Here is a 12,276-nt window from a genome sequence, read left to right as displayed (position 1 = left end):
TCGTCGAGCGTTACAGGGAACCGGTCGTGGAGGTCCAAGATCGCGAACAGGAGGGGCAAGCGACGCGAGCCTGCCCGCGTGGCGGCCGCCCCCCGGTAGTGTAAATAGTTGCCATGTGGCAATAATTTGGTGCGGCTCCTGCAGTCGTAGAAGACCCGTGTGGGGGCAACTGGGGACATAGGGCAAGTGCCCGCCTCCCTCGGCGGGGCGCCTGCCTATGCTGTCTGATCCATGCGCTTTCCTACGAAATGGTCTTATTGTGACGAACCTTCTGGCCGCAGGGCGAGCTGTACGGTCGGCCGCACCCCATGCGCTGTTCGACGCGATGCGAGCCGCCCTGGCCGAGTACTACGAAGCCGTCGACGTAGACCTGCTCATGGCCGACTACAGCCTCACCTGCCTGCAGCCCGTGACGGCTCTGCCCCATACGGGCCAACCGTTGCCGGTGGAATCCAGCCCCGAAGGCCGCGCGTTCGGAAGTCAGGAGCCGTTCGGGCAGTACGTGGCTCAGGACGGGTCCGTGGATCTGCATCTGCCGGTGACCGTCCGCGGAGACAGGCTCGGGATCCTGACCGTGCGTCTGCCCAAGCACAGATGCACGCCCGACACCGTTGAGGAACTCACCGAGCTCGCTGAAGTGCTCGGGCACGAAATCGTGGTCGCCGAGCGCGACACCGACGTGTACATGCAGGCCCGGCGGGCCAGCCGCCTCACCCTGGCATCGGAGATGCAGTGGCAGCTGCTGCCCGCCAGGGCTTGCACGCGCCCCGAGTACGCGATCGGGGCACAACTCGAACCCGCCTACGACATCCACGGCGACAACTTCGACTGGTCGAGTACGGCCGAGAACCTCACCCTCAGCGTCACGAACGGCATGGGTGACGGGATCCAGGCTTCCCTGCTCACCAACCTGGCCGTCAATGCCCTGCGCAACGCCCGCCGGGCCGGCATCGGCATCGCCGACCAGGCCGCCCTTGCCGACCAGGCGATCTACGCTCAGTACCGCGGAGAGGCGTACGTATCGACCCTGCTCCTGTCGTTCGAACTGGCCACCGGTCGCGGGCAGGTAGTGGACGCCGGATCACCTCAGCTGTGGCGGCAGAGGGACAAGGTAGTCGAGCATGTCGACTTCGAGGCGCAGCTCCCTCTGGGGATGTTCGATGAGACCGCGTATGTGGCGCAGGATTTCCAGGCGCTGCCCGGTGACCGCATGATCTTCGTCAGCGACGGTGTCTACAGCGCTCTCTCCGGAGCCGGCGAGGCGTACGGCGAGCGCGCCCTGGCGCGCGCCATCCAGTCTGTCGGCCTGTTGCCGGCGGCCGCGGTGCCGCGGGCACTCCTGCAGGAACTGGCGTCGTACCGCGACGCGGACGCCCAAGACGACGCGCTGGTTCTGTGCCTGGACTGGTTCGGCCGCACCGCCCCGTCCTCGCATCAGGCGGACTGACCTCCCTGGGTTGTTCGTTGCGAGTCAGGGGTTCCTGACGAGCCTTCGGGTACGGGGTGCGTGCCCCGGCCGTTCGACGGCGGGCCGGGTCAGAAGACCGCGATGCCGAGGGGGCGATGGCCCGCAGGGAGCCGGTGCGTCTTGCCGGCGGTGTCCAGGGCGGCGACGGTCGCCGTGGCCGCCACCGCGATCGGCATGGTGCGGAGCCGCGGCACGGGGCGGGATTCGGGAGAGCCGGGCTGAGCTGGTGTGCTGCTCGGCGTGCCCATGCAACCGTCCACCAGTGCGTGATTGACCCGCTGTCTTATGCGGCGCCGCGCCGCCGGCCCGGGCGAGCTACTCGTCCAGGTCCCCCCGTGTGCGTTCCATGGTCGGCGCGTCGAGGGCATCCCCTGTCAGTGCACCTGCCGCATGCTCCACCCGGAATGGCTGACTCCGGGGTCAATCGATCGCTTGACCCCCGACCAGTCGAAGCAAGACGCGCTCTGCCCGTCGCCACGAAGGCCGAGCCGTACCTCCTCATGGTCACCCGGCTGCATGCGCCGCCGGGCGCCTCGCGGCGAGGCCCGCATGCGCTTCCCATGAACGTGTGCCGCATGGTTATATTTGCTCCATGGCAACAATTGGCGGCAATCGAACTGAGTGGGATCCCCAGCCGGGCGTTGCCGCCGGCGGTTGGCGAAGGGAGGGGTCCGGGTGAGCGGTAGCGAGGTGGCGGCGCGGCAGTGCGTTGTCGGGGCCATGGAGGGCCGCGTCGACGAGATCGCGGACCGGTGGGTTCAGCTTCAGGCGCGGTGGGCCGCTCCGAGTACCGGCATACGGGAGAGTGAGCTGCGCGAAGAGGCTGACGCTCTGGTCGCTGCTGTCGCTACCGGCCTGGAGAGCCCCCTGCCGGTTGAGCAGATCGTCGCCTCCCACGTCGATCTCAACCGCACGGTCACCGAACTCTCTTTGCGCAGGGCCAGGAGCGGCGAGTCCCCGACGGCTACGTCGTTGGCAGTGCTCGCGCTGAAGGAGGCGCTGCTGGAAGCCGTGCAGGAGAGCACGCAGGACAGCGGCAAGCTGTTCTCCGCGGCACTGCTGATCAACCAGCTCATGGACGCGGCAGGTGCTCTGTCCTTCGACACCTACGTGGAGGGGCGCGAGGAGATCATCCACCGGCAGAGCAGGCAGCTGCTGGAGCTGTCGACTCCCGTGGTGCGGCTGTGGGGGAAGGTTCTTGGCGTACCGCTCATCGGCACCCTGGATACGGCACGGACGCAGGTGGTGATGGACAACCCGCTGCAGGCCATCCAGGATCAGGAGTCCACGGTCGCCATCATCGACATCACCGGCGTACCCACGGTGGACACGGCTGTGGCGCAGCACCTCATGCAGACCGTCCAAGCGGTGCGGCTGATGGGCGCGGACTGCGTCATCAGCGGCATCCGGCCACCGATCGCGCAGACCATCGCCCAGCTGGGCATCGACTTGTCCACCATCATGACCCGTGCGACCCTCGCCGACGCCCTCTCCGAGGCCGTCGAGCTGACCGCTGGATCCCTGCCTCCGTCCGACGCGCCGGTTGCGCGGTGAAGGGGCGAGTATCCACGGGCGTACCCATCCTGCGCCTGGGTGACGTCCTGGTGACGGGGCTGCTCAACGAGCTGGACGACAAGGTTGCCCTGGCCTTCACGCACGAGCTCACGCCGCGCATCTCGGCCGACCGAGTGCGCGGCGTTCTGATCGACATATCACCGTGATGGCCAGGCTGCTGGGCGCACGTGTGATCGTGGCCGGAATGCGGCCCCCCGTCGCTATCACGCTGGTCGAGCTCGGGATCGAACTCGTCGGCGTGGAAACGGCTCTTCACGCTGAACAGGGCATGGCCGCCCTTGGGCTGGCATCACAGTCCGCAGCCCCCGGAAGGGGCCCGACATGGCGCGACGCGCTAACACAACCCCTGCCGACGCCACTACTCCCGCCACCGTCGGGGCAAGTCTCACGCCGGGCGACGCCGTGAGCGAGCCCACGACTGTGGTGGCGCTGACCACCGAGGAGGACCTGCTCGCGGTTCGCCATGTGGTACGGGCCGCCACCCTCGCCGCCGGCTTCGGCCTCGTCGATCAGACCCGTGTGGTCACGGCAGCCAGCGAGCTGGCACGCAACGCCTACATCCACGGCGGAGGTGGCACCTTGACCATCGAGCATCCGCACCGCGATGGCACAAAGGGTGTGCGGTTGACCATAAGCGACGAAGGTCCGGGCATTGCCGATCCCGAGTCGGCGCTGGTCGACGGCTACACCACCGGGGCGGGGCTCGGCCACGGCCTGGGCGGCGCGCGGCGCTTGATGGACGACTTCGAGGTACACAGTCAGTCCGGCGCCGGGACGACAGTGATCGCTACTCGTTGGGCGCACCGGTGACACGGGCGGCCATCAGGCCGACCGCCTTCATGCGTATAGATCACCCCAGCGGTGGCCGGCGGGCCTCGAACGCGGCCCGCTCGACCGCCGAGCAGTACGAACTGACAGGAGCGATGCCCGATCAGGCCGCGGTCGTCGCCTCCGAACTGGCCCGCCACCGCACCCAGCACGCGAGGGGCGGGCCTCTCTACCTCCAACCCCTCCTGTACGGCGCAGGCCTGCAGATCCTCACCCCCGACCGCGGCCCGGGCACGCCCGCACCGCAACGCTGCCGCACCGGCGGCCACACCACCACCGGCACCGTGCAAGCCGGCATGGAGGCGGTCAGCCGGATCGCGACCGATCTCGTCATCCGTACCGAAGCCGGTACCGGCACTCCCGCTTCCGCCCGACTCGCCCTGCTCCGCCGGCCGCACCTCGGGCAAGAGGCGGGCCTGTGGGATCTGGCGGCCGTCGGGGAACGAGAGCGCGGTGACACCGGCGCCACCGCGGAACACGACAAGACCCGCACCGCGAACCTCGTCGACGGGCTCGGTCACGGGCCGCACCCTGCCGAAGTCGCCCAGATCCCCCTGCGCGCCTCCCACACTTCGTACTTCAGGCTGCGCCCGCCGCCACCTCTGCCGGCCGCGACCCCCGCCCACGTACACCGCTCGAGCCGGGATGATGCCACCGTGCTGAGCGTCCAGGCACACCAGGAATCGCGATGACAGGCCACCCCTATCACTCCATGCCGCCGCTGCGCTGGGCTGTGCGCCGCCTCGCACGCGCGTACCGGCTGCCGGTAGCCGTGAGAGCCCGCCTTGTGCTGTCGGTCACCGACCTGGCCGAAGACGAGCTACAGGCCGGCCGTCCCGTCACCCTGCACACCGCCCAAGAAGCGGGGGCGGACGCGGATTCGTATGTCCTGGCTGTCACGCTGCGGTGCCCGCGGGCGACTGGGCCCCTCGCCGCGTCAGGCCTGCCGCTGCCCGCCACGAAACCGTCCCCCGACTGCGCGACCTGGAGATTCACGATCCCGCTGCCACCAGCTCAGCCGGTGTCCAGCAGCCTCCCGGACGACGTCAGCAGCCGACACGATCCGTGGCCGGACCGGACGCCGGGGACGGACACCCAAGCCGTCGAGGAAGAACTGCGCGCGGCCTTCGCCCAGACCGACGCCTTCGGCGCCGAACACCGTCGCCTCAAGCACGAGCTCGCCGAGACCAACGCCGGCGTCCTCGCCCTCTACGTACAGCTGGAAGAAGGCGACGAACAACTGCGCCGCGCGCACGCCCTGATTCTCCAGGAACTCGAAGACGCGCTGCGCCCAGCGCCGCTGATCGTCGAAGGGCTCGAGCTCGCGGTGCATTACGAGCCCGCCGATCCCAACGCGCCCACCGGCGGCGACCTTTACGACTGGTTCATCCTGCCGGACGGCACCCTGCACATCACCGTCGTCGACGCACTCGGCCACGGACTGGGCAGCACCCGCAGCGCCCTCAACGTGACCCACACGGTGCGTACCCTGGCCCTCGAAGGCCATCCGCTGCAGTCGATCCTGGCCCGTACACACGAGATCCTGATGCCCTTGGCACCCGACCTCATGGCAACAGTCCTCCTGGCCAGGCTGGATCCGGCGACGGGGAAGCTGCAACTGGCCAACGGAAGCCACCCTCCCGCGCTGCTGCTCCGGACCGACGGAGAGGCGCGCTACCTCGAAGTGAAAGGAAGAGGCATCGGCTTCCCCCTGCCGGGCAGCGAGCAGGTCTTGCATGCCGAAATCCGCCCAGGTGACCTGCTCATTCTCTATACCGACGGTCTCACCGAAAGCCGCAGAGACCCCATCGAAGGAGAAGGACGCCTCATCGAGGCGGCGCGCCGGTACGCGGACAGCCCGCTGGCCGACATCCCCAGTTCCCTCGCTGCCGACATGCGCACCGTGGTCCTTCACCCGGACGACACCCTCGCCCTGGCGATCCGCACCACCCGAAGCGGTCCGTGATACAGCCCGCTACGCCACCCGGAACCACGGATGCCGATCCGCTGGTCCGCCGAGCACCGATTCCGCAGCTCAGTACGAGCCCGCAATCTCGATAGGAGGCTCTGGGGCTGCGCGAGTGCGGCGGCCTTTCGATTGCCGATTCCGGTGCGGGTAGCCGCACAGTCCGGATCAAGAAGTGGGGGAGGCGAGGCAGCCCCCCGTAACAGTAAAGGCGGCTGCTGGGGCGCTGGGCGAATGGGCGGAGCTGACAGATCACTCTCCCGGGTGAGAGAGTGGCGCAATGCCCCGCTCTTTGCCATCCACTGACCATGGACAGGTGGCTCACGCCGCATGCGCGGTGTCGGAGCTGCTTCAGATGCTTTGGGGGCGTGGACAGGAAGCCGCACCTTCCGGTCCTGTCTCGCCTTCGCAGCTGCGCGCGCTCACGACCCTTGAAGGGCAGGAGGGCGTCAACCTGCGCGCGTTGGGTGAGGCGCTGGGGACGCGGCCGTCATCTGTTAGCCGTCTGTGCGATCGTCTGGAAGCGGCCGGGCTCGTGGAGCGATATCCGAGCATGACCAGCCGCAGGGAAATCGAGGTGCGGCTGAGTAGGCGAGGACGCGCTGTCCTCGCCGAGTTCCGGGCGTTCCGGGCGCGTGAGGTCGAGACGGTGCTGCAGGAAATGTCCCCGTCGCAATTGGCGGCATTGGCCGAAGGCCTGGAAGCCTTCCAAACCGCCGCCGCACGCCTCGGCCTTGCTGTTGAGGACAGCGGGCACGAGCGTTCCGCCGACATCGCCTAGAACCCGCCACCCCGGTTCGGTTTCCCGCCGCGCCTGTCCGGCCTTACTGGCTGCCGCTGTCCTACGCCGAAACAGCGGGCCCAAGACTGCAATCGTTGCCTCATGGGTAATATTGCCACAAGGTAATGATTGGGTCCGTTCCGCAGTCATGGGTGGAGGGAGCGGCCGGTGGCGGAGGCAGGGGCAGTCACGTGATGCGGTGACTGGTTGACGCACGCGCGTAACCCGCCCGCCCGGGGCCCCTCCTGATGCCCACCCGGGTGCGGCAGGGGCAGGATGGAAGGTGTGGTGAACGAGCTGTGGCGACCTGCACCCGCGTCATCCGCGTGCAGCCTGGTGCTGGACGATGAGAGAAGAGACCATGACTGACCTGCCCAGTGGTTGGCTCGGTGCGGCCGAGAGCGCCCTGAGGGCGGCGCCGCCCACCCGCCTGTTGTCCACGGCGCGCTCCCTGCTCGCCGCCTACCTGGACGCCCGCGGGGTCAGCCTGCTGCTCGCCGACTACGGCCTGACGCTGCTCCAACCGGTGATCCGCCTGCCGGAAACGGGAGAGGCGGTGCCCGTACGCGGCGAGCACCCGGCCGGCCGCGCCTTCTCGACCCAAGCCGCGGTCGTGGAAGTAACCACGGAGCCCGGCATGGTCACCGCGCACCTTCCCATGACCGTGCGCGGGGATCGGCTGGGCGTACTGTCCGTGCATCTGCCGGAGCCGGCCAAGGGCACTCCAGGAGTGCTGGAGCTGGCGGCCTTCGCCACGGCGATCGGGCACGAACTGCTCGTCGCCGAGCGAGAAACCGACCTGTACCTCCTGGGGCGCAGGCGCAAGCGTCTGACCTTGGCGGCGGAGATGCAGTGGCAGCTCCTGCCGGGCCGCGGGTTCACCCAGGAGGAGTACGCACTCGGCGCCCACCTCGAGCCCGCCTATGCGATCGGCGGGGACAACTTCGACTGGACCAGCACCGACGACCACCTCACCATCACGGTGTCCGACGGCAGAGGGGCAGGGATCCAGGCAGCTCTCCTGACGAACCTGGCCGTCAGCGCCCTGCGCAACGCGCGCAGGGCCGGGATCTCCCTCGCCGACCAGGCCGCCCTTGCCGACCAGGCCATCTACGGTGAGTACGCTGGAGCGCTCTACTCGGCGACCCTCCTGCTGCGCTTCGATCTGGCCACCGGACAAGTGCAGGTGGTGGACGCGGGCTCCCCCCAGCTCTTCCGCCAGCGGCAGGACGTGGTGGAGCGGATCGAACTGGACACCCAGATGCCCCTGGGCATGTTCGAGGAAACGGAGTACTACGAGCAGTCGCTGGCCGTGGAGCCCGGAGACCGCCTGGTCGTAGTCAGTAGCGGCGTGCACCAGGCCCAGTCGCGGGACGGCAGGTTCTTCGGCGAAGACGCTCTGCGCGAGACCATTGCGGCCACGCGCAGTTCGTCGACGCACGAGACAGCACGTGCCGTGGTCGACGGCCTGGTGCAGTACTACGGCAGTCACGACCTCAAGCAGGACGCCGCCGTCGTGTGCATGGACTGGCACGGGAGGCCCAAGTCCTCGTAACCGGCTCGCACCGCACTGGCGGATCGCTTCGGCTATTCCCGCGCCTGGTCGGCTTCAGCGAGCTGAGCAGCCGTCGAGAAGGCCAGCAATCCGTTCAGGAGGTCCGCACGCTCGGCCGACGGCATGCGGCTGAGCACATCGCGAAACCGCGCGTGTCGGCGAGCGAGTAGAGCCTCCATGAGTTCGTTTCCCGCAGCAGTCAGGGCCAGCCCGATCTCCCGCCGGCTTGAGCGGCCGGGTTCGCGGCGCAACAGGCCGGCTGCTTCGAGGCGATCACACAGCCTGCTGACAGCCGGCGGGGTGGCACCGACTTCACGGGCCAGCCGCGTGAGGTTGATACCCGGCTCGCGCCGCGTGATCAGTAGGGCTTCCAGTTGGAGCGCCGACAGCCGGGGAGACGTGCCGTGAGAAGCCTGTTGCCATGCGGCCACCACGGTCTCCGCGGCCTCGGCCACCTGGACCGCCTGGTCGTGCAGGGGGTCCTCCGGTGGTCCCGCGCGGTCCATTCGGCCGTCACTCCCGTGAACAGTTGTGCACCCCTGCGGCAGGCTGACGCTCTCGCGGCACATGGGGCGTGCGGATCTCGTACTCGTCGTCTGCCCGCTCTGCCGAAAGTATCCCTGCCCACGCCTCATACTTGCTGGAACGTCGCGTCCGGAGCGGGAAGGTTGAGCTGTCTGGCCCCCGCGTCAGACGCCGTACGTGCCACCTTGTGCCCGTGTGTCTGCGGCGCACGCACCCGTGCCCATGTGTCTGCGGCGCACGCACTCGGTCGTCATACCGGACGAACACCCGTTGCCGCTATGCGCCATCCGCCTGCTGCTCCTTCGCATTCCCATGAGTCCGGGCCATCACGGCGTTGATCGTCTTGCCGGAGCCAGGGCCGGCTGCGATGGTCACGCTGTCGGTCAGACGGCGAACCATGTGCCAGCCGAAGCCTCCGCTGCCGTCGTTGAGGTCGGGGGCGACCTCGCGTGGGGGTGTGGGACTGGGATCGCTGACCGCGGCGCTCACCGTGTCGGGGCCGGCGGACAGTTCGAGCGTGTAGTGGCCGCCGCCGTGGCGCAGCGCGTTGGTGACCAGTTCCGACACCACCAGGACAAGGGTGTCCGCCACGTCCGCGCTCGGTGCCGGATCGAGGCTGTCGGCGAATGCGCGGGTGATGTCGCGGGCGCGATGGACGTCGGCCGTGCTGTCGCCCATCGTGAGATGCGAGGCAACCGTGTCGGTGATCTTTGTGTCGTTCATACACGTACACCCCACCTTGATCGGTTGTGCCGATGTGCTGAGTGCGTAGCGTGCCCGCTCAGTCGGCTTCCACACGGGTACTGGAGGGTCCCCGCTGATCCAGCGGGAGGAAATCTGCCATGGCGGCAGTAGACATTGCTGATCGATGGGGTACAGTTTTGCTCGTACCGCGACAGTAAGTCAGGGCGGCAGAGGCGAACTGCCGCGCAAGCAGGTGGAAGCAAGTTGTGGCACGGCGGCGGAATCTGAGGGCCGGATGCTCCAGGGTCCTCGGGTTGGTCGCCGGGCCGGCGGCCCATAGGGGCCCCGAGCAGTACCGCGGTTCCAGCAGTACGACGCGTTGATCGCATTGATCGCGAAGAGAAGGAGGCGGACACCATCAGGATCGCCCGGGCGAGGAACAGTCCGCTCGGGTACCGAAGGCCCCCGAAAGGAAGGTGGTCCCCGGTCACGCAGCAGCGATCCCCGCGACTTCGCCCGTCCCCCGGGGCGGAGACGCGGAAACAAGAGCCCGGCACAGTAGTAGCCGGTAGATGGTGTTGACCCCGGGCCCTGGTGCTGTCCAGCACCAGGGCCCCTCGCGTGTTCGGGCGGAGGGTGCGGGTGCCTGAGCAGCACGCACCCTGCACCAACTGGAGCACAGCCGCGTGTGCTGACGGACCCTGCTGAAAACGGCCACCCCCTGTTCGAGGTGACGCCGCACCAGCTCAATGGACCTCCCACCGATACGGCGCCTGACCTGCGGCGGGACGCCGCACCGAAAGCGCCGCCCGATGACCGGGATGGACCCGGCTGCTGCCCCCGGTCCGGCCGGACGCTCCCTTCGCTCCAGGCACCGCCCCGCAGCGTGGCGTGCGCGAGAGGGCCGCATAGGGAGACGATTGGTGAGACAGGGCCACGAACGCCATGCATGTCCTGGTCGGTACCAGGCGTCACGCCGGGCGGAGGCAGGAAAGGAGCCTGGGAGATGGACGGAGGCGAGCCCTCGCGGAGCGATCCCAACGCGGCAGGGGTTGCCGCGTCCGGGCCGGGTGGCCTGCTCGATGTGCTGGGAGTGGCGGCTGTTCTCCTCAATGCCGAGGGCAAGATCGACCTCTGGAGCCCGCAGGCCGAGGACCTGTTCGGTTACAGCGCCGAGGAGGCCCTCGGCGAGTTCGCCGGCCGGTTGCTCGTCAGTGAGGAGCACCGGGAGCTCGTGCTGGACATGTTCGCCGAGGTCATGGAAGGCGGCGGCAACTGGGCCGGGGTCTTCCCCATCCGGCGCAAGGACGGCAGCACGCGGCTGGTCGAGTTCCGCAACATGCGGCTGCAGGACGACCAGCGAGAGTACTGGGCCTTGGGTCTGGCCGCCGACCAGGCGACGCTCCGTGAGGTCGAACGGGACCTGGCCCTGTCCGCCCGGCTGGTGTCCCAATCACCCATCGGCCTAGGTGTGCTGGACACCGACCTTCGGTACGTCTCGGTCAACCCGGCGGAGGAGCGGATGAACGGCGTGCCTGCCGCCGAGCACATCGGCCGCCACGTCCGTGAGGTGCTGCCCTTCCTGGACGAGTCCTTCGAAGCGGCGATGCGCGAGGTCCTGGCCACCGGCGTCCCGGTCCTGGACCAGTACACCGCCGGCCGCACAGCGGCCGACATGGACCACGACCACGCCTGGTCGATCTCGTTCTACCGGCTCGAAGCCCCCAACGGGAAGGTGCTGGGAGTCGCCACCTCCAGCGTGGACGTCACCGAGCGACACCGCACCGTCGAAGAGCAACGCCATACCGCGCTGACCCTCCAGCGCAGCCTCCTGCCGCACCCGCCACCGCGGCGCCCAGGCCTGGAAATCGCCACCCGCTACCGCCCTGCTCAAGCCACCGTCGAGATCGGCGGCGACTGGTTCGACGTCATCCCTCTGAGCGGAGACAAAACCGCTCTGGTCGTCGGGGACGTCATGGGCAGCGGGGTCACAGCCGCAGCCACCATGGGCCAGCTCCGTACCGCCACCCGCACCCTGGCCGACCTCGACCTTCCACCCGCGAAGGTCATGCACCATCTCAACCACGTCACCGCCGGCCTGGGCGACGCCATCGCCACCTGTGTCTACGCCGTCTACGACCCCCACCAGGCGCGCTGCGACCTGTCTCTCGCAGGGCATCTGCCGCCGGCCCTCCTGCATCTCGACGGCGAGGCCGAACTGCTGGAACTGCCCACTGGCGCACCGCTGGGTGTCGGCGACGTAGCCTTCCACACCACCACCCTGAGCCTGCGCCCCGGCGACCAGCTCGTCCTTTACACCGACGGCCTGGTCGAAACCCGCGACACAGCCATCGACACCCGCCTGGACGTCCTCCTCACTCTCCTCGACGACCCCGAGCGCCCGCTCGAGGACACCTGCGACTGGCTGCTCCACGCACTGCGGCACCCCGAGAATCATGACGACGTCGCCCTCCTCATCGCCCAGACCAGGTGACAGGGGGCTGGCCCAAGCGGCAAGCGACAACCGCATCCGACGAGGCCGGCGGCCGGCCCCGCCACCGCGGGGTCCCAGCCCGCGGGCGCTGTCACCCGTTCGGTGGCGGCACAACCTTGTGGGGCTTGGGTGGTTAGGGCTCTCGCCCGGTCGGGTTCCAGGGGTCGGTGTGGCGGCAGTCCCGGAGAAAGTGCTGGTCGCGGCGGGGCCGGACCCGCGCGGGCTTCCCAGGGCTGCCGACATGGGGGACTGCTGACTGCCGGCGCAACGTACCTCTGCCTCACGCGAACAGAAATCTGTGCTCGTTGGAGTAGACATTGGGTGGTGGTGTGGTTATGGTTTCTCACGTACCTCAGTCAGAAGGGCTCGGCAGAGATGAACTGCCGGGCAGCAGTACCGC

Annotated in this window: 12 protein-coding genes; 9 read left to right on the top strand and 3 right to left on the bottom strand. The window is 68.7% G+C overall.

From position 1 onward, the window contains the following. The first annotated feature begins 217 nt into the window (after positions 1-217). On the top strand, positions 218-1,447 hold the full coding sequence (locus IE185_RS14880) for a PP2C family protein-serine/threonine phosphatase (RefSeq protein WP_138895167.1): 1,230 nt from the start codon (positions 218-220) through the stop codon (positions 1,445-1,447). An 89-nt stretch (positions 1,448-1,536) separates the two neighbouring features. On the opposite strand, the gene IE185_RS14875 is transcribed toward IE185_RS14880, so the two are convergent. Then, positions 1,537-1,716: a hypothetical protein gene (locus IE185_RS14875; protein ID WP_138895166.1), complete on the bottom strand. Its 180-nt coding sequence runs from the start codon at positions 1,714-1,716 to the stop codon at positions 1,537-1,539. A gap of 427 nt (positions 1,717-2,143) precedes the next feature. On the opposite strand from IE185_RS14875, the gene IE185_RS14870 reads away from it, so the two are divergent. The 7 genes from IE185_RS14870 to IE185_RS14840 all read left to right on the top strand — a co-directional run bounded on the left by IE185_RS14870 (position 2,144) and on the right by IE185_RS14840 (position 8,173). Further along, positions 2,144-3,022, top strand: a complete 879-nt coding sequence (locus IE185_RS14870; RefSeq protein ID WP_229843513.1) for an STAS domain-containing protein — start codon at positions 2,144-2,146, stop codon at positions 3,020-3,022. Beyond that, entirely contained in the window at positions 3,019-3,189 is a 171-nt protein-coding gene (locus IE185_RS33130; RefSeq protein ID WP_229843512.1) for an STAS domain-containing protein, read from the top strand. Before IE185_RS14870 ends, IE185_RS33130 begins: the two co-directional genes overlap by 4 nt. A gap of 256 nt (positions 3,190-3,445) precedes the next feature. Beyond that, the gene (locus IE185_RS14860; RefSeq protein ID WP_229843511.1) at positions 3,446-3,853 is read left to right on the top strand and encodes an ATP-binding protein; all 408 of its coding nucleotides are present in this window, start codon (positions 3,446-3,448) and stop codon (positions 3,851-3,853) included. Positions 3,854-3,966: 113 nt separating this feature from the next. Further along, the gene (locus IE185_RS14855; protein WP_189715316.1) at positions 3,967-4,563 is read left to right on the top strand and encodes an ATP-binding protein; all 597 of its coding nucleotides are present in this window, start codon (positions 3,967-3,969) and stop codon (positions 4,561-4,563) included. Further along, a complete protein-coding gene (locus IE185_RS14850) occupies positions 4,560-5,837 on the top strand; it encodes a PP2C family protein-serine/threonine phosphatase (RefSeq protein WP_138895163.1) in 1,278 nt (425 codons plus the stop codon). The genes IE185_RS14855 and IE185_RS14850 overlap by 4 nt, the downstream gene beginning before the upstream one ends. A gap of 280 nt (positions 5,838-6,117) precedes the next feature. Then, a complete protein-coding gene (locus tag IE185_RS14845) occupies positions 6,118-6,618 on the top strand; it encodes a MarR family winged helix-turn-helix transcriptional regulator (RefSeq protein WP_138895162.1) in 501 nt (166 codons plus the stop codon). A gap of 361 nt (positions 6,619-6,979) precedes the next feature. Continuing rightward, positions 6,980-8,173, top strand: coding sequence for a PP2C family protein-serine/threonine phosphatase (locus tag IE185_RS14840; RefSeq protein ID WP_138894857.1), 1,194 nt, complete (start codon positions 6,980-6,982; stop codon positions 8,171-8,173). 32 nt (positions 8,174-8,205) lie between these two features. Here IE185_RS14840 and IE185_RS14835 read toward each other — a convergent pair whose 3' ends face one another. Together IE185_RS14835 and IE185_RS14830 are read right to left on the bottom strand one after the other, a co-directional pair. Next, positions 8,206-8,679, bottom strand: a complete 474-nt coding sequence (locus IE185_RS14835) for a MarR family winged helix-turn-helix transcriptional regulator (RefSeq protein WP_167518843.1) — start codon at positions 8,677-8,679, stop codon at positions 8,206-8,208. Positions 8,680-8,974: 295 nt separating this feature from the next. Further along, the gene (locus IE185_RS14830) at positions 8,975-9,421 is read right to left on the bottom strand and encodes an ATP-binding protein (protein WP_138894859.1); all 447 of its coding nucleotides are present in this window, start codon (positions 9,419-9,421) and stop codon (positions 8,975-8,977) included. 967 nt (positions 9,422-10,388) lie between these two features. On the opposite strand from IE185_RS14830, the gene IE185_RS14825 reads away from it, so the two are divergent. Continuing rightward, on the top strand, positions 10,389-11,876 hold the full coding sequence (locus IE185_RS14825) for a SpoIIE family protein phosphatase (protein ID WP_138894860.1): 1,488 nt from the start codon (positions 10,389-10,391) through the stop codon (positions 11,874-11,876). The last annotated feature ends 400 nt before the right edge of the window (positions 11,877-12,276 follow it).

It is taken from the genome of Streptomyces chryseus (assembly GCF_014650755.1).
Lineage (GTDB): Bacteria > Actinomycetota > Actinomycetes > Streptomycetales > Streptomycetaceae > Streptomyces > Streptomyces chryseus.
This window is presented reverse-complemented; position numbering and strand designations above follow the sequence as displayed.